The 19,976-nt window shown below is 73.3% G+C and carries 22 protein-coding genes and 3 tRNA genes; 7 read left to right on the top strand and 18 right to left on the bottom strand.

From position 1 onward, the window contains the following. Positions 1-35: 35 nt before the first annotated feature. From panC to MU522_RS06250, 4 genes are all read right to left on the bottom strand, one after another. Positions 36-896 carry a pantoate--beta-alanine ligase gene (gene panC / locus MU522_RS06265; RefSeq protein WP_246993277.1) on the bottom strand — a complete coding sequence of 287 codons (861 nt, stop codon included), beginning with the start codon at positions 894-896 and terminating at the stop codon, positions 36-38. 70 nt (positions 897-966) lie between these two features. Continuing rightward, entirely contained in the window at positions 967-1,662 is a 696-nt protein-coding gene (locus MU522_RS06260; RefSeq protein ID WP_246993275.1) for a DUF2520 domain-containing protein, read from the bottom strand. Further along, entirely contained in the window at positions 1,659-3,473 is a 1,815-nt protein-coding gene (locus tag MU522_RS06255; protein ID WP_246993273.1) for a PH domain-containing protein, read from the bottom strand. Before MU522_RS06255 ends, MU522_RS06260 begins: the two co-directional genes overlap by 4 nt. Further along, positions 3,470-3,964, bottom strand: a complete 495-nt coding sequence (locus MU522_RS06250; protein WP_128188775.1) for a PH domain-containing protein — start codon at positions 3,962-3,964, stop codon at positions 3,470-3,472. Before MU522_RS06250 ends, MU522_RS06255 begins: the two co-directional genes overlap by 4 nt. A gap of 101 nt (positions 3,965-4,065) precedes the next feature. Between MU522_RS06250 and MU522_RS06245 the strand changes: the two genes are divergently transcribed. Continuing rightward, entirely contained in the window at positions 4,066-5,061 is a 996-nt protein-coding gene (locus MU522_RS06245; RefSeq protein WP_146355758.1) for an LCP family protein, read from the top strand. Positions 5,062-5,068: 7 nt separating this feature from the next. Here MU522_RS06245 and MU522_RS06240 read toward each other — a convergent pair whose 3' ends face one another. From MU522_RS06240 to tilS, 9 genes are all read right to left on the bottom strand, one after another. Then, complete coding sequence (locus MU522_RS06240; protein WP_164877050.1) at positions 5,069-5,536, bottom strand: DUF3180 family protein; 468 nt, start codon at positions 5,534-5,536, stop codon at positions 5,069-5,071. Further along, positions 5,533-6,033: a 2-amino-4-hydroxy-6-hydroxymethyldihydropteridine diphosphokinase gene (folK, locus tag MU522_RS06235; RefSeq protein WP_146355760.1), complete on the bottom strand. Its 501-nt coding sequence runs from the start codon at positions 6,031-6,033 to the stop codon at positions 5,533-5,535. The genes MU522_RS06240 and folK overlap by 4 nt, the downstream gene beginning before the upstream one ends. Next, the gene (gene folP, locus MU522_RS06230; RefSeq protein WP_128188779.1) at positions 6,030-7,241 is read right to left on the bottom strand and encodes a dihydropteroate synthase; all 1,212 of its coding nucleotides are present in this window, start codon (positions 7,239-7,241) and stop codon (positions 6,030-6,032) included. The genes folK and folP overlap by 4 nt, the downstream gene beginning before the upstream one ends. Beyond that, positions 7,238-7,804 carry a GTP cyclohydrolase I FolE gene (gene folE / locus MU522_RS06225; protein WP_128188780.1) on the bottom strand — a complete coding sequence of 189 codons (567 nt, stop codon included), beginning with the start codon at positions 7,802-7,804 and terminating at the stop codon, positions 7,238-7,240. Before folE ends, folP begins: the two co-directional genes overlap by 4 nt. Continuing rightward, positions 7,804-9,759, bottom strand: a complete 1,956-nt coding sequence (gene ftsH, locus MU522_RS06220; protein ID WP_128188781.1) for an ATP-dependent zinc metalloprotease FtsH — start codon at positions 9,757-9,759, stop codon at positions 7,804-7,806. Before ftsH ends, folE begins: the two co-directional genes overlap by 1 nt. Before the next feature lie 78 nt (positions 9,760-9,837). Then, on the bottom strand, positions 9,838-10,575 hold the full coding sequence (locus MU522_RS06215) for a hypothetical protein (protein WP_246993271.1): 738 nt from the start codon (positions 10,573-10,575) through the stop codon (positions 9,838-9,840). Between the two features lie 58 nt (positions 10,576-10,633). Continuing rightward, a complete protein-coding gene (locus MU522_RS06210) occupies positions 10,634-11,461 on the bottom strand; it encodes a hypothetical protein (protein WP_246993269.1) in 828 nt (275 codons plus the stop codon). A gap of 102 nt (positions 11,462-11,563) precedes the next feature. Next, positions 11,564-12,115, bottom strand: coding sequence for a hypoxanthine phosphoribosyltransferase (hpt, locus tag MU522_RS06205; protein WP_128188784.1), 552 nt, complete (start codon positions 12,113-12,115; stop codon positions 11,564-11,566). A gap of 79 nt (positions 12,116-12,194) precedes the next feature. Further along, a complete protein-coding gene (tilS, locus tag MU522_RS06200) occupies positions 12,195-13,187 on the bottom strand; it encodes a tRNA lysidine(34) synthetase TilS (RefSeq protein WP_246993267.1) in 993 nt (330 codons plus the stop codon). Between the two features lie 47 nt (positions 13,188-13,234). Here tilS and MU522_RS06195 point away from each other — a divergent pair, with 47 nt between their 5' ends. Next, entirely contained in the window at positions 13,235-13,780 is a 546-nt protein-coding gene (locus MU522_RS06195) for an inorganic diphosphatase (RefSeq protein ID WP_128188786.1), read from the top strand. Positions 13,781-13,959: 179 nt separating this feature from the next. On the opposite strand, the gene MU522_RS06190 is transcribed toward MU522_RS06195, so the two are convergent. Further along, positions 13,960-15,402: a peptidoglycan DD-metalloendopeptidase family protein gene (locus MU522_RS06190; RefSeq protein ID WP_246993265.1), complete on the bottom strand. Its 1,443-nt coding sequence runs from the start codon at positions 15,400-15,402 to the stop codon at positions 13,960-13,962. A 264-nt stretch (positions 15,403-15,666) separates the two neighbouring features. Here MU522_RS06190 and MU522_RS06185 point away from each other — a divergent pair. The 4 genes from MU522_RS06185 (at position 15,667) to MU522_RS06170 (ending at position 16,485) form a co-directional block, all read left to right on the top strand. Next, positions 15,667-15,739: transfer RNA gene (locus MU522_RS06185), tRNA-Glu, on the top strand. Positions 15,740-15,779: 40 nt separating this feature from the next. Next, positions 15,780-15,857: transfer RNA gene (locus MU522_RS06180), tRNA-Asp, on the top strand. 72 nt (positions 15,858-15,929) lie between these two features. Continuing rightward, positions 15,930-16,002: transfer RNA gene (locus MU522_RS06175), tRNA-Phe, on the top strand. A 135-nt stretch (positions 16,003-16,137) separates the two neighbouring features. Further along, positions 16,138-16,485, top strand: a complete 348-nt coding sequence (locus MU522_RS06170; protein ID WP_246993263.1) for a hypothetical protein — start codon at positions 16,138-16,140, stop codon at positions 16,483-16,485. Here the strand turns inward: MU522_RS06170 and MU522_RS06165 are convergent. Further along, a complete protein-coding gene (locus MU522_RS06165) occupies positions 16,482-17,159 on the bottom strand; it encodes an NAD(P)-binding domain-containing protein (protein ID WP_128190541.1) in 678 nt (225 codons plus the stop codon). The two genes, MU522_RS06170 and MU522_RS06165, sit on opposite strands and share 4 nt — an antisense overlap. Positions 17,160-17,263: 104 nt before the next feature. Here MU522_RS06165 and MU522_RS06160 point away from each other — a divergent pair, with 104 nt between their 5' ends. Then, complete coding sequence (locus tag MU522_RS06160; RefSeq protein WP_246993261.1) at positions 17,264-17,749, top strand: hypothetical protein; 486 nt, start codon at positions 17,264-17,266, stop codon at positions 17,747-17,749. A 2-nt stretch (positions 17,750-17,751) separates the two neighbouring features. Here MU522_RS06160 and MU522_RS06155 read toward each other — a convergent pair whose 3' ends face one another. Genes MU522_RS06155 through MU522_RS06145 form a run of 3 tightly spaced genes read right to left on the bottom strand, consistent with a single transcriptional unit; the run spans position 17,752 to position 19,952 of the window. Then, positions 17,752-18,195 (bottom strand): pyridoxamine 5'-phosphate oxidase family protein, encoded by a 444-nt coding sequence (locus MU522_RS06155; RefSeq protein ID WP_128190539.1) that lies wholly within the window; start codon positions 18,193-18,195, stop codon positions 17,752-17,754. Positions 18,196-18,240: 45 nt separating this feature from the next. Continuing rightward, the gene (locus MU522_RS06150) at positions 18,241-18,873 is read right to left on the bottom strand and encodes a 1-acyl-sn-glycerol-3-phosphate acyltransferase (RefSeq protein ID WP_246993259.1); all 633 of its coding nucleotides are present in this window, start codon (positions 18,871-18,873) and stop codon (positions 18,241-18,243) included. After that, positions 18,870-19,952, bottom strand: coding sequence for an acyl-CoA desaturase (locus MU522_RS06145; RefSeq protein ID WP_246993257.1), 1,083 nt, complete (start codon positions 19,950-19,952; stop codon positions 18,870-18,872). The genes MU522_RS06150 and MU522_RS06145 overlap by 4 nt, the downstream gene beginning before the upstream one ends. Positions 19,953-19,976: the final 24 nt, after the last annotated feature.

The raw sequence follows: 19,976 nt of genomic DNA, 5'->3' as shown, positions 1-19,976 counted from the left end.
TCCGATCCTACCGGCGGGCGCGCCGTGCCCGCCGGTCAGGCGATCGTGAAGACGGCGTTGTCGATGAGCCGCACCGCGCCGACGCGCGCCGCGACGAGCACCTGCACGGGACCGTGGTGCTCGGCCGGCGCGAGGCGGAACGTTGCCGGGTCGACGATCGCGAGGTAGTCGAGCTGCACGCCTGTGTCGGACTGGAAGACCGACTGCGCGGCGGCGAGCATCGCCTCGACGCCACGGTCGGCGGCCGAGCCCGCCGCGGCCAGCGCGCGCGACAGCGCCAGCGCATCCGCCCGCTCCCCCGGCCGCAGCATGCGGTTGCGGCTCGAGAGCGCCAGCCCGTCGGGCTCGCGCACGGTGGGCACGCCCACCACCTCGACGGGCAGGTTCAGGTCGCGCACCATGCGCCGCACGAGGAACAGCTGCTGCGCATCCTTCTCGCCGAAGAGCGCCACGTCGGGGCCGACGATCGACAGCAGCTTCGTGACGACGGTCAGCACGCCGTCGTAGTGGCCCGGCCGGCTCCGGCCCTCCAGCACCATGCCGAGGTGGCCGGCGGTGACGAGCGTCTCGCTGCGGCCGCCCTCCGGGTACATCTCGTCGACCGTCGGCATGAAGACCGCGGCGACCCCGAGCTCGGCGAGCGCCGCGGTGTCGGCGTCGGGCGTGCGGGGGTAGCGGTCGAGATCCTCGTGCGGCCCGAACTGCATCGGGTTGACGAACACGGAGGCGATCACGAGGTCGGCGCGCTCGAGGCCGGTGCGCACGAGCTCGGCGTGGCCCTCGTGCAGCGCGCCCATGGTCGGCACGAGCGCGATGCGCCGTCCGTCGGCGCGGGCATCGCGCACGAGCGCGCGCACCGCGTCGATGGTGGTCAGGGTCTGGATGGGCTCGGGCACCTGGCCAGCCTAGGCGCGCGGGCGCACGGGGCAGGGTCCGACCGGCGAGCTCAGGGCTCGACCGAGGGGCTCAGGGCTCGACGGGCGGGTCGGGGTAGCGGGCGAGCGCGGTCTCGACCGCCGAGCGGACGACGCCGCCGAGCACGCGGGAGGGCCGCTCGACGCCGATCTCGTGCAGCTGGCGCAGCGCCTGCGCGACGATCCCCTCGGCGAATCCGCGCGCGGCCTCGAGCGCCTCCGCGTACGCCGGGCGGTCGGCCTCCTCGACGACGATCGGCTCGCCGCCCATCTCGACCGCGAGCGCCTGGCCGATCGGCAGCACGGGGCCCGGCGCGGTCACGGCGATGGTCGCCTCGAGCAGGCGCGCGAGGTCGAGCGACGTGCCCGAGAAGGTCATCGCCGGGTGCAGCGCGATGGGGATCGCGCCGCGCGCCGCGGCCGGGCGCAGCACCTCGATGCCGTGCTCGGGCGCGGTGTGCACGACGATCTGCCCGGGCTGCCACGCGCCGGTCGCGGCGAGGCCGGCGACGAGGCCCGGCAGCTCGTCGCTCGGCACGGCGATGAGCACGAGCTCGCTGCGCTCGACGATCGTGGGCGCGTCGAGGATGGCGACGCCGGGCAGCACCGCCTCGGCGCGGTCGGCCGCCTCATCGCCCGTGGCGTCGATGCCGACGATCGCGTGGCCGGCGCCCGCGAGCGCCGCGCCGAGCACGGGGCCGACGCGGCCGGCGCCGATGATGCCGACGCCGAGGCGGCCGGGCCTCATCGCTCGTCCCCGGGCCGCTGCCAGCGGGCGGCGGGGTGCTGGTGCGGTGGGATCGGGGGCGGGGTGGTCTCGACTCGGGCCGGACGCGCGGCGACCGGCTCGGCTCGACCGGCGAAGGACGGCGGGGCGGAGGAGGGCGGGGCGGAAGCGGGCGGCGCGGTCTGCGTGACCGTCGGCGGCCGCATGAGGCCGTCCTGCACGGCCGGCGCGGTGGCGAGCACCGCGTGGCGCGACAGCGACGACGCCCACGACTCCGACCCATCGCGGTCGATCGCGACCTTGATCGTGCGCATCGCGTGGTCGAAGAGCAGCGCCGCGTCGCGCTGGTCGATCGCGCCGATGCCCGGCGAGAGCACGGTGTCGGGCACGTGGAGCTGCACCTTGCCGAGGCGCGCGAGGCCGTAGAGCGGACCCTGCTGCAGCGCCACCGACTGCACGCGCGCCTGCGGCACGAGCTGCAGCGAGCGCCAGATGCGGCCGTGCCGCAGCAGGAAGGCGGCCGGGTGCACGTGGAAGCCGTTGCGGCGCACCGAGAACCAGCGGAACACCCGAGCGCGCGGCGGGCTGACGACGAACGCGTCGGGTGCCTGGCCGAAGAGCCCCTGGTCGATGAGCGGCGAGTGGGCGAGCTCGGGGAGCACGAGCCCGACGACCGTGCGCACGTCGCGCAGGTCGCCCACCGGCAGCAGGTAGCTCGCCATCTGGCTGCTCTGCCCTGTGCCCGACCCGTCGGGCTTGATCTTGCCGGCGCGCGTGAACGTCACCTGCCACCAGCCGAACGGCCGCCACAGCAGCGGCTGCTTCACCTGCAGCGCGAAGATGCGGCCGGGCGGGATGATCTCGGTCGTCGTCGACGCGAGCCCGTACGCGAGGCGGATGCCGTCGGGCGTCGCCGCGATCGAGTAGCGCAGCTTCGACCCGAGCGACTTCACGCCCGCCGCGAAGAAGGCGATGGCGCCCGGCAGCAACGCGAAGATCGCCCAGAACTGCTGGAAGCCGATGATCGCGACGCCGGTGGCGACGACGTAGGCGATCGCCCACACGATCCAGCCGTCGAGCAGCGACGAGATGACGATGCGCACGACGGGGATGCGCACGAGCGAGTCGGGCGCGAGGTGGGCGATCTCGGCGTCCGGTCGCAGCAGCTCGTCGACGACGCCGCCGGGTGCGCCCGCCTGCCGCTGCGCGGCGAGGCGCTGGGCGTCGGCGGCCGACCTGCCCGACGCGCGGTCCATGATCTCGAACCGCAGCGCATCCGCCACCGACGAGCTCAGGTAGTCGAGGTCGACGTTGGAGTCGTTGCCGGCCTGCTGGATCTCGAGCTTGCAGGCGCCGAGCAGCCGCGCGAACCAGGGCCTCTGGATGTTGATGGCCTGGATGCGCGCGAGGGGCGCGCGACGGTGCCGGCGGAAGAGGATGCCCTGCTCGACCTCGACCGCGTCGCCCGTGATGCGGAAGCGGTGCACGCGCCAGGCGAGCCAGAAGAGCACGATGCCGAGCAGCACGAGGCCCACGACGCCGAGCGAGACCCACAGCAGCTGGTCGAGCACGAAGTCGCCGAAGGGGTCCTGGTCGAAGTCGGCGTCCCACTCGTCGGGCACGAACATGCCGATGATGCGGTCGCGGAACGAGGAGACGACGATGCCGAGGAAGATGATGAGCGCGAGCCCGCCGCGCAGCAGCGGCGTCGCTGGGTGCAGGCGGTGCCACTCGCCGTCGACGAGCCCGATCGCCCGCGCGCGCGCCTGCTGCGCGGCGCTCGGGACGGGCGCGGCAGGCGGGGGCGCCTGCGGCGGAGGGGCGGTCGTCACAGGCCGGCCCGCCGCGACTCCGACACGGCGACCAGCCGGTCGCGCAGCTCCTCCGCCGTCGAGCCGGGCATGCCGGGAATCGTGATCGCGCTCGACGCGGCCGCCGTGACGAACTTCAGGGTCTTGAGCCCGAACATCCGCTCGATCGGCCCCTGCGTGATGTCGACGATCTGCATGCGGCCGTAGGGCACCGCGACGAAGCGGCGGAACAGCATGCCGCGGCGCACGAGCAGGTCGTCGGGCCGTTGGAGGTAGCCGATGGTGCGGGTGCGCAGGAACGCCCAGACCACGCCGATGAGCGCGAGCGCGCCGGCGGCGGCGAGCGGCAGCCAGCCCCACCACGGCATGCGCTGGTCGTTGGCGAGCCAGATGGGCACGGTGGCGCCGAGGGCGACGATCAGCCAGCCGATGACCGAGCCGATCGACTCGACGACCGCGTAGCGCATGCTCACGCGCTGCCACTCTCCGGTGACGTCCAGGCGCTCGGCCACGGTTCCCTCCCCCGTCGTCCGGCGGGCAGCCGGAGGCCCCCGCGGACCCGCCTCCAGGCTAGTGCGAGGCGGCTGAGGGGCGGGTCTGGGATACTGCCGCGGTGAAGGCAGAGACGGAAGAGCGCACGCGGCACACCGGCAGATGGGTCGCCGTCGGGATCGTCGGCGTCATCGTGCTCGCGCTGCTCGCGGCGATCGGCTGGTACTTCCTGCGCGTCAACCCGTCGCTGCAGCAGGTCGAGACCATCGAGACGGCGTTCCCCGAGGAGTCGCTGCGCCCCACCGAGGCCGCGACCGACGGGGCCGCGCCCATCAACGTCCTGCTCCTCGGCAGCGACTCGCGCGCCGCCGACGGCTCGCTGCTCACGGGGCTCGGCGACCGCGCCGACACGATCCTCGTCGCGCACATCCCGCCGGACCGCGAGACGATGCAGCTGATGTCGATCATGCGCGACTCGTGGGTCGAGATCCCGGGCCACGGCATGAGCAAGATCAACGCCGCCCTCTCGCTCGGCGGCGTGCCGCTCATGGTGCAGACCGTCGAGGGCGTGATCGACCAGCGCATCGACCACATCGCCATCATCGACTTCGACGGCTTCGAGGGGCTCACCGAGGCGCTCGGCGGGGTGACCCTGCAGAACGACATCGCCTTCGGCTACCAGGGCTACGACTACCCGCAGGGCGAGATCACGATCCAGGGCGAGGAGGCGCTGATGTACGTGCGCGCCCGCTCGCCCTTCCCCGACAGCGACTACCAGCGCACCTACAACCAGCGCGCGTTCCTGCGCGGGCTCATGGAGCAGCTGATGACGCGCGAGAACCTCACGAACCCCGACCGGATGGCCGACATCCTCGCGCAGGTCTCGCCCTACATGGCCACGAGCGACACGTTCTCGCTGCCGACGGTCATCGACCTCGGGCCGCAGCTGGCATCGCTCGACTCGAGCGACGTGCGCACCTTCACGATGCCCACCCTCGGGGTCGGCATGGAGGGCTCGCAGTCGGTCGTCTACGTCAACTGGGACGGCGTGGAGGAGATCCGCGCGGCGTTCGACGAGGAGTCGATGACGACCTTCGAGCCGGCGCCCGAGCGCTAGGCGCGCCTCAGGCGGCGCCGCGCACCGCCGCGCCCGCCTCGTCCTCGTCGTCGGGCGGCAGCACGCACCAGTGCTCGGCGACGAGGCCCGCGATGAGCTGCAGCAGCCCGCCGACCGCGACGACCGCGAGCGCGAGCACGGCGTCGTCGGCGACGACGACGCGGGTGGCGAAGAACGCGAGCGCGCCGAGCGCCGCGCCGCCGAGCAGCGCGCCGACGAGCGACGACGCCTTCGCGAAGCCGAGCACGCTCGTCGCGTGCCGGTAGCCGATGCGGCGCTTGCCGTGCGCGGCCTGCCGCACCGGCCACGCGACGAGCAGCAGCACCGCGCCGAGCACCCCGAGCGCGGGCCCGAGCGTGATCGGCGGCACGATCGCCGGCCGCCCCGACATCACGAGCATGGTCTCGAGCGCCCACGCGGCGATCGCCGCGAGCAGGGTCGCGACGATCAGCACCGGGGCGGTCGTGCGGGTCACGCGAGCCGCCACACGTCGCCGTCGGCGTACTCCGCGAGCTCGGCGATCGGGCCGTGGCCCGGGAGCGACGCCTCGGGCTCGAGCTCGAGCCACGGCTGCAGCACGAACTGCCGCTCGTGGGCGCGAGGGTGCGGCAGCACCAGTCGGTCCTCGGCGCGCTCGACGCCGCCGATCGTCACGATGTCGATGTCGATCGTGCGGCTCCCCCACCGCTCCGCGCGGACCCGGCCGAGCGCATCCTCGACCGCGTTGACGGCGTCGAGCAGGTCGAGCGGCTCGAGGGTCGTGCCGACGATGAGCACGACGTTCACGTAGTCCGGCGAGAGCCCCTCGCCGTCGGGGTGCCACGACGGCGACTCCCACGCGCTCGAGCGCTCGAGCACGCGGATGCCGTCGATCGCATCGAGGGCGCGCACGGCCGCGTCGATGGTCGCGAGGCGGTCGCCGAGGTTGGCGCCGAGCGAGAGCACCGCGCGACGCTCGAGCGCGAGCCTCATCGGATGCCCGTCCCGTGGCGCAGCCGCGCTCGCTGCACCGTGACCGACACGTCGGCGAACGGCACGGCGATCGGCGCGCTCGGCTTGTGCACGGTCACGACCGCGTGCGCGACGCGGCGGTCGTCGAAGCACGCGTGGGCGATGCGGTCGGCGAGCGTCTCGATGAGGTCGACCGGGTCGCCCTCGACCTCGGCGACGATGCGCTCGGCGAGGTCGCCGTAGTGGACGGTGCGCGCGACGTCGTCGCTCGCGACCGCGTCGCGGATGTCGAGGCCGAGCTCGACGTCGACGACGAACTCCTGCCCTGCCTCGCGCTCCTCGGGCAGCACGCCGTGGTGCCCGCGCGCGCGGATGCCCTGCAGGCGGATGGTGCCGTGGAGCCGCTCGACGTCGTCGAGCACGACGTCCCAGTCCGGCCCGTCGGCGCGGCGCACCGCGTCGAGCGCGCGCAGCGCCGACACGGTGGAGGCGACGTCGTGCACGCGCACGGCGGCGGCGCCGCGCTGCGCCGCGAGCATCGAGGTCGCGGCGGTCGCGGCGTCGCGCTCCTCGGGCGGCGCGCCCTCGGGCACGAGCGCGCCGAGGAAGCGCTTGCGGCTCGTGCCGACCAGCAGCGGCAGCCCCAGCTCGATCACGCGGTGGAGGCCCGCGAGCAGCCGCCAGTTGTCGCCGGGCTGCTTCGAGAAGCCGAAGCCGGGGTCGAGGATGATGCGCTCGCGCGCGATGCCGGCGGCCTCCGCCGCGGCGACGCGCTCCTCAAGGTGCGCCACGACCTCGGCGACGACGTCGCCGTAGTGCGTGTCCTGCGTCACGTCGATGCCGCGCGAGTGCATGAGCACGATGCGGGCGCCGCCCTCGGCGACGGCTGCCAGCATGTCGGGGTCGTGGAGTCCCGCGGTGACGTCGTTGACGATCTCGGCACCGGCGGCCATCACGGCGCGCGCGGTCGAGGCGTGGATCGTGTCGACCGAGACGCGGATGCCCTCCCGCACGAGCTCCTCGACGACCGGCAGGATGCGCGCGAGCTCCTCGGCGGGATCGAGCGGCGTCGCGCCGGGCCGGGTGGACTCGCCGCCGATGTCGATCACGTCGGCGCCCTGGGCGCGCATCCGCCGCGCGTGCGCGATCGCGGCGCCCGCGTCGACGTAGCGGCCGCCGTCGCTGAACGAGTCGGGCGTGACGTTGAGGACGCCCCACACCTCGCTCATCGGCGCTCCCCGATGAGCGCCATGATCTCGGCGCGCTCGATGGGCTCGGCGAGCGCTCCGCGGCTCGCCACCGTGACCGTCGACGACTTGGCCTGCCGCGCGCCCCTCGCCGCGACGCATCCGTGGCCGGCCTCGACCACCACGAGCACGCCGCGCGGGTCGAGCCCGGCGACGAGCGCGTCGGCGATCTCGTCGGTGAGGCGCTCCTGGATCTGCGGGCGCGAGGCGATCGTCTCGACGACGCGCGGGATGCGCCCGAGGCCCACGATGCGGTCGCTCGGCAGGTAGGCCACGTGCGCGACGCCCGTGAACGGGAGCAGGTGGTGCTCGCACATCGAGCGGAACTCGATGTCGCGCAGCAGGACGAGCTCGCCCGACTCGCCCGCGAGGTCGGCGGAGTCGAGGTGCGCCGTCGGATCCTCGCCGACGCCCGAGAAGTACTCGGCGTAGGCCTCCGCCACCCGCCGCGGCGTCTCGGCCAGGCCGGGCCGCGCCGGGTCGTCGCCGATCGCCGCGAGGAGCTCGCGGACTGCCGCCGCGATCCTCTCCCGGTCGACGGCCATCAGCTGGCGGGCTCGGTCTCGACGTCGGGCTCGACGACCTCGTCGACGTGCTGCGAGACCGGCAGCTCGATGGGCGGGCGGTCGCTCACCGGGCGGTCGGGGTGCGAGAGCCACTGCGGGCGCTCGGGCAGCTTCTGCACGTCGGCGAAGAGCTCGGCGAGGCGCACGTGGTCGAGCGTCTCCTTCTCGAGCAGCTCGCCCGCGAGCCGGTCGAGCACGTCGCGGTTGGTGTTGAGCACCTGCCAGGCCTCGGTGTGCGCCTGCTCGATGAGCGCGCGCACCTCGCGGTCGACGGCCTCCGAGAGGGTGTCGGAGTAGTCGCGCCCGCCGCCCATGTCGCGGCCGAAGAACGCCTCGCCCTGCGCGGCGCCGAGCTTGACCGCGCCGATCGCCGCCGTCATGCCGTACTCGGTGACCATCTTGCGGGCGATGCCGGTGGCCTTCTCGATGTCGTTGCCGGCGCCCGTGGTCGGGTCGTGGAAGACGATCTCCTCGGCGACGCGGCCGCCCATCGCGTAGGTGAGCTGGTCGAGCAGCTCGTTGCGCGTGACCGAGTACTTGTCGTTCACCGGCAGCACCATCGTGTAGCCGAGCGCGCGGCCGCGCGGCAGGATCGTCACCTTCGTGACCGGGTCGGAGTGGCGCATCGCCGCCGCCGCGAGCGCATGGCCGCCCTCGTGGTAGGCCGTGATCAGCCGCTCCTTGTCGTTCATCACGCGCGTGCGCCGCTGCGGGCCCGCCATCACACGGTCGACCGCCTCGTCGAGCGCCTCGTCGGTGATCTGCGTGGCGTTGGTGCGCGCGGTGAGCAGCGCCGCCTCGTTGAGCACGTTCGCGAGATCGGCGCCGGTGAAGCCCGGCGTCTTGCGCGCGAGCACCTCGAGGTCGACGCCCTCGGCCATGGGCTTGCCCTTGGCGTGCACGGTGAGGATGGTCTGCCGGCCCTTCATGTCGGGGGCGTCGACGCCGATCTGGCGGTCGAAGCGGCCCGGGCGCAGCAGCGCCGGGTCGAGGATGTCGGGGCGGTTGGTGGCGGCGATGAGGATGACGTTGGTCTTCACGTCGAAGCCGTCCATCTCGACGAGCAGCTGGTTGAGCGTCTGCTCGCGCTCGTCGTGCCCGCCGCCGAGGCCGGCGCCGCGGTGGCGGCCGACCGCGTCGATCTCGTCGACGAAGATGATCGCCGGCGCGTTCTGCTTCGCCTGCTCGAACAGGTCGCGCACGCGGCTCGCGCCGACGCCGACGAACATCTCGACGAAGTCGGAGCCCGAGATCGAGTAGAACGGCACGCCCGCCTCGCCCGCGACCGCGCGGGCGAGCAGCGTCTTGCCGGTGCCGGGAGGGCCGTAGAGCAGCACGCCCTTCGGGATGCGGGCGCCGACCGCCTGGAACTTCGAGGGATCCTGCAGGAACTCCTTGATCTCGCCGAGCTCCTCGACCGCCTCGTCGGCGCCGGCGACGTCGGAGAACTTCACCTGCGGCATGTCCTTGGTGATGAGCTGGGCCTTCGACTTGCCGAACTGCATCACCCCGCGGTTGCCGCCGGAGAGGCGCGTCATGAAGAAGTAGAACAGCGCCGCCAGCAGCAGCACGGGCAGCAGGATGCCCATGAGCGAGAGCAGCCAGTTGCTCTGCGGCACCTCGTCGATGAACCCCTCGGCGGGGTCGGCGGCCGTGATCGCGTCCACCAGCTCCTCGCCGCGCGGCTCGACGTAGTAGAACTGCACCTGCTTGCCGAACTCGGCGTCCGGCTCGGTGAGGATGAGGTCGACGCGCTGCTCGCCGTCGACGATGCGCGCCTGCTCGACGCGGCCGTCCTCGATCATCTGCATGCCGACGTCGGTCTGCACGGGCCGGAACTGCGGCGTCATGAAGAAGCTGAACGCTACAGCGACGATGACGAGCGCGAGCACGATCCAGGGGATCGGACCGCGCAGGAACTTCTTGAAGTCCATGACGTCCTTCTTGGTCGGATTCCACCAGGCTAGCCCCGCGCATCCGCACGGGACCGGCCTGTTCGCTGAGGGCGCGGGCTACGGCAGCAGCTCGAGCGACATGAGGATCGCGCGGATGGTCGCGAACTCCTCGGAGCCCACGTAGGCCTGCGCATCGGCGAGCGAGCCGACCGCCCACGGGGCGCCCTCGCCGGAGCCGGTGACGATCGTCTCCGAGCCGAAGGAGACGAGCCCCTGCTCGGAGTCGAAGGCGTTGATGATCGGGCAGCGCGGCGACTGCGCCTCGGCGGCCGGGCGCAGCCCCATGCTGACGATCCACTGCTCGCCGAGCTGGAGCGCCGCCGCGCCGAAGGCCACGCCGGTGGCACCGGTGATCGTGACGTCCTGCCGGTCGAGGCCGAGGGTGCGCCAGCCCACCGGGGTGCCCGCGGCGTCGACGCAGCCGGTCGGCAGCGACGCGAGCGTCTCGCCGGCCGCGCCGATCGTGAGCGCGAGCTGCCGCTCGCCGTCGGCGCGCAGCACCGCGAGGCCGCCCGAGATCTCCTCGGTCGACCACTCGGGCGGGATGCGGAAGGTGGCGACATCGGCGACGGGCACCTGCTGCCACGCGCTCGTGTCGACGCCGGCGATCTCGGGCGGCAGCGACGACTCCACCTCCGGGGCCGGAGGCTCGGCGGGCGCGGTGGGCGGCGGCGCGGTGATGCCGGGCGGGATCGACGGCTGCGGCGTCGGCGTCGGCGCGGTCGAGCAGCCGACCAGCGCTGCAGCGACGGCGGCGACGGCGAGCGGCGCGAGCGCGCGTGCGGAGGACCTCATCCCAGCATCCTCCCAAACGATCGCGCGCCCGTGCCTGGGAGCCGACCGAGTGCCGTGCTCAGGGCGCCTCCTCGAGCACCGGGGCGCCGGTGAGCTCGAGCGACTCGAGCACGTCGATGAGCGTCGCGACCTCCTCGCTCTCGAGCCAGTCGCGCGCGGCCTGCTCGCTGCCGAAGAGGATCCGGTCGCCAGTACCGTCGTCGCGCAGACGGTCGGCGACCGCCTCCACCATGACGATGCGGTTGCCCGCCCAGATCTCAGGGGCCCAGCCGCAGTCCTCGCCGTCGATGATGGTGCGCATCATCATGCCGAGCGACGCGCTCCACTCGCCGGTCGGCACGTCGCGCTCGCCGTCCCACGCGACCTCCTCCTGCAGCCCGCTGCGCACCTGCACCGCTGCTGCCGGGAGGCCGTGCTGCGCTCGCTCGCCATCGATCTCCGTCCGCAGCGACGATGCGTAGGGGTCGACGGGCAAAGCGATGTCTGGCGTCGGCGGCACTGCGCAGACGAAGGAGTCGTTGCCGTAGTGCTCCTGGTACACGAGCATCGCGTCGCCCTCGCCGTCGCGCACCACGAGGTCGTTCAGCCAGCCCGGACCGGTGTTGTACATCTCGCTCTCCGGCTCGACGGCGCTGCGGTCCTCGACGGTCCAGCCCGGCGGCAGGCTGAGCCGCACGGCGCCGTCCTGCGACTCGAACGCCCGCCACAGCTCGGCGGAGGCGCTCGGCGCGGGCGTCGCGGATGCGGTGGGCGCGCCGGTGGGCGCGGGCTCGGCAGCGGGGCTCGAGGGAGCCGCGGGCGCGGCGGGCTGCGCGCATGCGGCGAGCGCGAGCGCGGCGAGGACGGCGGCGGATGCGCGGAGCGCGCGGACTGCGGTGCGGGACATCGTGACTCCTTCGGGCGGACCGGGCGGCCCGTGCTCACCGACATGTCCGATCCTGCCCGCCGGTCACACCCGGCGGGTCACGATCAGGTCACGATCGCGGCGTCACTCGTAGACGTGCGGCGCGAGCACGCCGATGCCGCGCAGGTTGCGGTACTGCTCGGCGTAGTCGAGGCCGTAGCCGATGACGAACTCGTTGGGGATGTCGAAGCCGCAGTACTTCACGTCGACCTCGACCTTCAGGGCGTCGGGCTTGCGCAGCATCGTGCAGATCTCGACCGAGGCGGCGCCGCGCGACTCGAGGTTGCCGCGCAACCACGAGAGCGTGAGGCCGGAGTCGATGATGTCCTCGACGATGAGCACGTTGCGGCCCGTGAGGTCGCTGTCGAGGTCCTTGAGGATGCGCACGACGCCCGAGGAGACGGTGCCGGAGCCGTAGGAGGAGACGGCCATCCAGTCCATCTCGATGTGGCGGCGCAGCGCTCGCGAGAGGTCGGCCATCACCATGACCGCGCCGCGGAGCACGCCGACGAGCAGAAGGTCCTTGCCCTCGTAGTCGGCCTCGATCTGGCGCGCGAGCTCCTCGAGCTTCGCGTGCAGCTCCTCCTCGGTGACGAGCGTCTTCGAGAGGTCTGCCTCGACGTGCGTGAAGTCCATGTGCGCTCCTGAGCGGTCGGCATCGGCGGTGCGACCAACCTACCGGCGACGCGGAGGGACGCGCGTCGCCTGGACCACGTCAGGCCGCGACGAAGACGAGCCTGCGGCCCTCGCGGCTCACGCGGATGCCGGGCAGGTGGATGGGCCCCTGGCCGTGCCAGTCGGTGACGAGCCGCGAGACCTCGAGCGTCTGCTGCCGCGAGAGCGCGACGTGGAACTCGCTCTGCACCGCGAGCCGGATGATGCGCTGGCGCAGCGCCGGCGGGTTGGCCGCGAGCGCACCGGCGTCGAGCGAGAGGCCGCCCTCGGCGTGCTCGACGAGGTCGAGGATCTGCTCCTGCGCGAAGTGCGCGAGCGCCTCCGCGTCCTCTCGGAGCGTGTCGGCGGTGCGGGTGAGGGCGAGCGCGACGCCGCCGCCGAGCACCTCGTCGAGCATCGGCAGCACGCGGTGCCGCACGCGCACGCGCAGGAAGCGGTCGTCGTCGTTGTGCGGGTCGCTCCACGGCTCGAGCCCCTGGTCGCGGCACGCCTGGTGCGTGGTCGCGCGCCGCACCTGCAGCAGCGGGCGCCGCAGGAACCCGATGCGCGGGTGCATGCCCCACAGGCTCTCGGGGCCTGAGCCGCGCGCGAGCCCGATGAGCACGGTCTCGGCCTGGTCGTCGAGCGTGTGGCCGAGGAGCACGGCGGATGCGCCGGCCTCCTTGCGCGCCTGGAGGAGGGCCGCGTAGCGGGCCTGGCGGGCGGCCGCCTCAGGGCTCCCGTCGTGCGCGACCTGCACCGGCAGCACGTGCACGGGGTCGAGGCCGAGCTCGCGCGCCTGCTCCGCGGCGCGCTCGGCGATCGCGGCGCTGCCCGGCTGCAGCCCGTGGTCGACGACCACGGCGCCGGCGCGGCGGCCGGACCGCTGGGCCTCGAAGGCGGTCGCGGCGGCGAGGGCGAGCGAGTCGGGGCCGCCGGAGAGCGCGACCAGCACGAGCGCCCCCTCGGGCAGGTCGTCGATGGCCTCGCGCACCGCCCGGCGGACGTCGGCGACGGCGGGCGTCAGCCGCGGTCGACGGTCGCTTTCGGGCATGAAGTAACCTTATGCCGATTCCCCACCCCCACGAGAAGGAGCCGCCGTTGGCCGCCTACGACGTCGTCATCGAGATCCCCAAGGGGAGCCGCAACAAGTACGAGGTCGACCACGAGACGGGCCGCGTCTACCTCGACCGGGTGCTGTTCACGACCTTCGTCTACCCCACCGACTACGGCTTCTTCGAGGGCACGCTCGGCCTCGACGGCGACCCGGTCGACGCGCTCGTGCTGCTCGAGTACCCGGTGCCGCCGGGCGTCTTCGTGCGTGCGCGCCCGGTCGGCCAGCTCAACATGGAGGACGACGGCGGCATCGACACGAAGGTGATCTGCGTGCTGGACAAGGACCCGCGCTGGGCCCACATCCAGGACATCGACGACGTGCCCCAGCAGATCCGCAACGAGATCGAGCACTTCTTCCTGCACTACAAGGACCTCGAGCCCGGCAAGTGGGCCAAGCTCGGCGACTGGGAGGGCGCGGAGGCCGCGGAGGCGACCGTCCAGGCCGGCATCGCCGCGTTCGACGCCGAGCACGGCGACGAGTCGGGCGAGTCGGTCGAGAAGCCCGAGGGCGGGCGCGACGTCACCGACTGACGCAGACGCACGGAGAGAGGGGGCGCACCGCGAGGTGCGCCCCCTCTCTCGTCGCCTGGTCGGCGCATCCCGCACCCCGCTCGTCGAGGAGGTCGGCGCAGCCGACCGTCTCATGGTCTCGACTCGCCGGCCCGGAGGGCCGGCGGCTCGACCAGCGGAGTACGGATGCGCCGGGCCGGTCAGCGCAGGTAGACGCCGCGGGCGTTGAGGAACGACTCGGGGTTGACGAGCGTGCCGCCGACGCGGATCTGGAAGTGCAGGTGGCAGCCGGTCACCCAGCCGGTGCTGCCCTCGTAGGCGATCACCTGTCCGGCGCTCACGCGCTGACCGGGAACGACGCTGGCGGGTCTGATCATGTGGTAGTACTCGGTCTGCACGCCGCCGCCATGGTCGATGTAGAGCATGTTCGCGCCATAGATGTCGCGGGAGCGGAGCGTCACGACGCCGCTGGCCGCGGCGTAAATGGGCGAACCACAGCCGCCTGCGATGTCCACTCCGGCATGCAGCTTGCGGCCGAGCTGGCCGACCGGGTCGTTGCGCATCCCGTAGCCCGACGTGAAGCGTCCGTACAGGGGAGTCTGCCAGCCGCTGCTGGCGGGGGGCGCCACCGGGACGGAGCTGCCGCCACCGCTCGACGAGCCGCCTCCTCCCGAGCCGCCGCCAGCCGCAGCCCGAGCCGCGGCTTCCGCGGCGGCCTGCGCCGCGGCCTCGCGCTGGCGCTGCTGCTCGGCGAGCCAGCGCTGCCGCGCCTCCTCGGCCTCGCGGCGCTCGCGCTCGATGCGCAGCCGCTCCTGCTCGGCGAGGTACGCCTGCCAGCGCTGGCCGGCCTGGTAGTCGGCCTCGGTGGCGGCGCGGTTCTCGACGAGCACCGACAGCTGCGCCTCGAGCACGACGCGGTTGTTCTGCTCCTCCTCGACCGCGGCCTGCGCGGCCATCGCGGCCTCCTGCGCGGCGAGGTAGGCGGCGTCGGCCTCCTCCTTGAGCTGGCCGAGGGCGTCGCGCGCGACGGCCGCCTGGTCCTGGAGGGCCTGCGCGGTGTTGGAGTCCTGCTGCGCCTGCTGGTAGAGCGAGTCGGCGGTGCCGGCTGCACGGTCCATGAGGTCGAGGCGATAGAGCCAGCTGTCGGCGGAGCCGGGGTTGGCGAAGAGCTCAGCGCTCATGTCGCCTGTGCCGCCGCTGCGGGCGAGCTGCGCCGCGAGCTGACCGGCGGCGAGCTCCGACTCGCTGGCCCGGGCCGACGCCTCGTCGGCCTGCTCCTGCAGGCGCTGGGCGACCGCGACGGCCTCGTCGTAGACGCGCTGCGCCTCGATCGCCTCGGCGGCCTTCTGGTCGGAGAACGCCTGCGCGTCCACGGCCTCGGCCTCGAGCTGCGCGATGAGTCCGCGGATCTGCTCGATCTGCGCGTTCTTCGCGGTCACGTTGCCGCGTGCCGCCTCGACCTCGGCCCACGTGGGGTATCCCCACTGATCCTCGTGGCCTCCGGCGTTGGCGCTCGGGGCGCCGGGCACGACCATGACGAGCACGAGGCTGGCGACTGCCGCAGCCGTGGCGAGGCCGTGGCGGACGGCGCGCAGGCGCGACCGATCCGCGAGGCCTGGGGCCGGCCGGCTGGGGTGGGCCATGTCGCTCCGTTCGAGCAGCGCGCGGCTGCATCAGTCAACATCGTGCACCCGGGCTGCGCCCGTGTCACGACACACATCGGGAGCCACGCTATCAACTTTCATGTTCCACCTGAAGGTTCCGTTCAGCCGACACTGAGGCGGGCGTGTCGCCGGAACCGCCGCCCGGGTCGCACCAGGAGCTCGCCGCGCGGGTCGGCCCCGGTTTGCACGGCGGCCTCCGCGTGCTGTAACGTCATCCCTCGGTAGTCATGTGCTCCGGCGCATGGCCCCATCGTTTAGCGGCCTAGGACACCGCCCTTTCACGGCGGCAGCACGGGTTCGAATCCCGTTGGGGTCACTCACTGCGGATTCACTCTGTACGATGGGACTACCGGTATGGCCCTGTAGCGCAGTCTGGTTAGCGCGCCGCCCTGTCACGGCGGAGGTCGCGGGTTCAAGTCCCGTCAGGGTCGCCATTGCCCTGGCCCTCTCTCACGAGAGGGCCTTGTGCAAGGGCGGGCTCCGGTCCGCCGGGTTCGAGAGAGCCAGGCTCTGTAGCTCAGTTGGTAGAGCGCACGACTGAAAATCGTGAGGTCACGGGATCGACGCCCGTCGGAGCCACAGCAGAAGCCCCCGCCAAGCGGGGGCTTCGTCGTTGGTGCGGCAATCCTGATCGTGCGACACGCCGCAGCCGCCCGCCGTCCGCGGCGCCGGCCCGTCTGGCGCGAGCCCGCGACGCGACCTAGGCTCTCGACCGTGACGACGCCGATGCCGCCGACGGATGCGTCGGGCGACGCATCCGGGACGGCCCGCCCCTCCCCCGCACGCGCCTGGGGTGCGCGGCACCGCCGAGCGCTCGGGCTCGCCGGCGCGGCCGTCGCCGCGGCGATGGCGGTGCTGTGGACGCTCGTCGTCCCAGAGGAGGCGGCGACCGCGACGGGCGTGCAGCAGCTGGCGCTGCGCTGGGGCCACGCGGCGACCTGGGCCCTGCTCGCGGTCGTCGGCGCGCTGGTCGCCCTCGATGCCGCGCCGCGGCTCCGCTCCGCGCTCGCCTGGGCGAGCCTCGCCTGCTACGCGGCGTTCCTGCTCGCGCTCAGGCTCTAGTCGGCCAGCAGCCCGCGCAGCGTCGCGGCATCCTCGTTCGCACCGAACGCGGGGAAGCCGGGCTGGAGCCGCAGCCCCGCCGCGAGCGACTCGAGCACGACCGGGTCGAAGCCGAAGCCGTCGACGAGCGCGGCGGCCTCGGCGACCGCGTCGGCGTCGTCGCCGGCGACCGCGATCGCCCGGCGCTGCGGGTGGCCCGCCGGCCGCGGCCAGTCGGCGAGGTCGTGGTAGCCCATGTGGTTGAACGCCTTCACGACCCGAGCCCGCGGCATCGACTCCTGCACGATCACGCTCGTCGGCCGCTCGGGATCGGTGAACTCGTCGCGGATGCCGTCCGTCTCCCACCAGTAGTTCATCGCGTCGATGACGAGCCGCCCCTCGAGCGCCTCGACGGGCAGGCGGTGGTGCTGGCCAAGCGGCAGGGCGAGGATGACGACGTCGGCCGCGGCAGCCGCATCCGCGGACCGCATCGCCTCCGCCCCCGGCGCCAGGTACTCGGCGATGAGCCGGATGCGCTCCGGGCTGCCGGAGCCCGCGATGAGCGTGCGGTGGCCCGCGGCGAGCGAGAGCCGCGCGAGCACCGTGCCGATCTTGCCCGCACCCAGGATCGCGACCGTGCGGGTCTCGCGGGGTCGGTCGATCGTGGCGGTGGTCGTCTCGACCTCATGCGGCATGCGGCTGCTCCCCCTGCTGTGGCTCTCGGATCCGACAACGCCCGCGGGCGCGCGGCGATTCCCGCGTGCGGCCCGGCACCCACCGACCACCGTACGGTGGTCGCATGCGGTACCGGTGGGATGCGGGAGCGGTCGAGGTCGACGGCGAGGAGGTCGCGCGCACGGGCGCGCGCTTCTGGAGCGAGTCCGCGGAGGTCGAGGTGCTCGGCGAGGACTGGGCGTTCCAGCACGGGCCGAGCGGCCTCGCGGCCGCGCGGGACGGCGAGGTCGCGATCGCGCTGGAGCGCGGCGGCCTGCTCGCGTCGCGATGGCGCATGGAGGGTCCGAGCGGCGCCACCGAGCTCGTGCGCACCACCAACTGGCTGCTCGGCGCGCTCTGCCTCGACCTCGAGCAGCGCGGCACGAGGATCGGCTCCGTCGCGCCGGCGGGCCCGTGGCGCTACCGGCCCGAGCTCGCGCTCGAGGCCGGCCTGACGCACGCCGAGGCGGTCTTCGTGCTGTGGGCCGCGTACCGCATGGAGATGCGACGCCCGGGCACGCGCATCGCGATGTCGGGCTACGGCGGCGGCGCGAGCGGTGCCGCTGGCTGAGCTCAGTCGGTCGAGTCGACGAGCGGCTCGCTCGCCGCGTCCGGCTCGGCGAAGCGGTGGAAGCGGCGCCCGCTGACGCGCGCGAGGTCGATGCGCACGAACTCGCGCTTCACCGTCGGCACGAGCGGATGGATGGGCAGCCGCTCGGCCGCCTCGACCTCGCTGCTCGACTCGAGCCGGCGCGCCTTGCCGTGGCCGATGACGCTCCACGCCTCCTTCGCCCCGATGTGGTCGATCTCGACGACCACGTCGTCGGCGAGCAGCACGCCCGCGAGCTTCGTGCCCGGCGCGGTGCGGAACGTGATCGCGCCGCCGGCCGCGTGGTAGTTGATCGGGAACACCTCAAGGGCCTCGCCGACTCGGAACGCGATGCGCCCGAACTCGAACGCGGCCAGCAGCTTGTGGCACTCCGCCTCGCTGATCTCGTGCACCGGGTTCTCGTCCATGCCGTCATCGTGGCATCGCGGGCCGCGGCGCACCACCCCCGCCGGTCAGGGCTCGAGGCGCTCCTGCGCGAGCCGGGCGGCGAGCCCTGCCTCGTCGGCGAGGCGCGGCTCGGTCGTGCGCTCGGGGTTGATGCCCGCCTTGCCGGCGTAGAACGCGCGGATGCGGTCCATGTCGGCCGGGACATCCCCTGTGAGACGGATGGTCGGGCCGAGGCCCGTGGTGCCGGTGATCGAGTCGACGAAGCCGAGCGTGACGGGGATCCCCGCGTCGTACGCGATGCGGTAGAAGCCGCTGCGCCAGTGCGTCGAGCTGCGCGTGCCGTCGGGCGTGACGACGATCGCGGCGCGAGGGTCGTGGCGCACGAGCTCGACCACGCGCTCGACGAGGCCCGCGGGGTCGTCGCGGTCGACGGGGATGCCGCCGAGCCAGTGCATGACGCGGCCGAACGGGCCCTGGAACAGCTCGCGCTTGCCGAGCCAGCGCACCGGGAGCCGCGCATCCCACGTGATCGCGAGCATGAGCACGAAGTCGCGGTTGGAGGTGTGCGGTGCGCCGATCAGCAGGCGCGGGCCCACGTGCGCCGGCTGCTCGCGCACGAGCCGCCAGGGGCTGAGCCGCCAGTGCAGCTGCGCGATCGCGTGCCGCACGGGCTGCGGGCGGCAGGAGCCTCCGGTCATCGCCTCGTCGCCAGCATCGGGCAGTCGAACGGGTCGCGGGCCGCGAGGCCGACGCGGTTCAGGTGCCGCACGACCGAGCCGTAGGCCTCGACGAGGTTGGTCTCCGTGTAGGGGATGCCGTGCTCGGCGCAGTGCGCGCGCACGATCTCGCTCGCGGCACGCAGGTGCGGGCGCGCCATGTTGGGGAACAGATGGTGCTCGACCTGGTAGTTCAGGCCGCCGAGCAGCATCGTCATGCCCCAGCCGCCGATGTTGCGGGAGGTGCGCACCTGCTTCGTGAAGAAGTCGAGGCGGGCGTCGCGGCTGACGGTCGGCATGCCCTTGTGGTTCGGGGCGAAGGATGCGCCCATGCCGACGCCGAAGACGGCCAGCTGCACGCCGAGGAACGCGAGCGCCATGAGCGGCGGCATGACCCACAGCAGGAAGGTGATGAGCAGCGCGAAGCGCAGCGTGATGAGCCCGAGCTCGAGCCAGCGGCCGTTGACCTCGCGGCGCTCGAAGAGCGTGGCGATCGACCGCACGTGCAGGTTGATGCCCTCGAACGTCAGCAGCGGGAAGAAGAGCCAGCCCTGCCGACGGGTGATCCAGCGCTGGGCGCCGCGGGCTCGCTTGGCGTCGCTCGGGAGGAACGAGATCGTGTCGATCTCGATGTCGGGGTCGCGGCCGATCTGGTTGGGGTTCGCGTGGTGGCGCGAGTGCTTCGTCTGCCACCACTGGTGGCTGATGCCGACGACGCCCGCGGCGAGGATGCGGCCGAGCCGGTCGTTCGCGGGGCCGGACTTGAACACCTGGCGGTGCGACGCCTCGTGCGCGATGAACGAGATCTGGGTGAGCACGACGCCGAGGGCGGCCGCGATGGCGAGCTGCCACCACGAGTCGCCGAGCAGCATCGAGCCGACGAGCAGGCCGACGAGGGCGACGCCGAGACCGGCCATCAGCCATCCGTAGAAGCCGACGGTTCGCTCGAGCAGGCCGGCGTCGCGCACGGCGCGGGCCACGACGCGGAAGTCGGCCCGCGGCGCGTCGGTCTGCCGCTCGCTGGCGGGAATGGTCGAGCGGAGTGCTCCGGCGGTGATCATTCCTTCAGCGTATGGCGTACGCAA

Source organism: Agrococcus sp. SCSIO52902 (assembly GCF_022983135.1).
Classification (GTDB): domain Bacteria; phylum Actinomycetota; class Actinomycetes; order Actinomycetales; family Microbacteriaceae; genus Agrococcus; species Agrococcus sediminis.
Note: the sequence above shows the minus strand (reverse complement) of the source record. Positions and strands in the feature narration are given on the sequence as shown.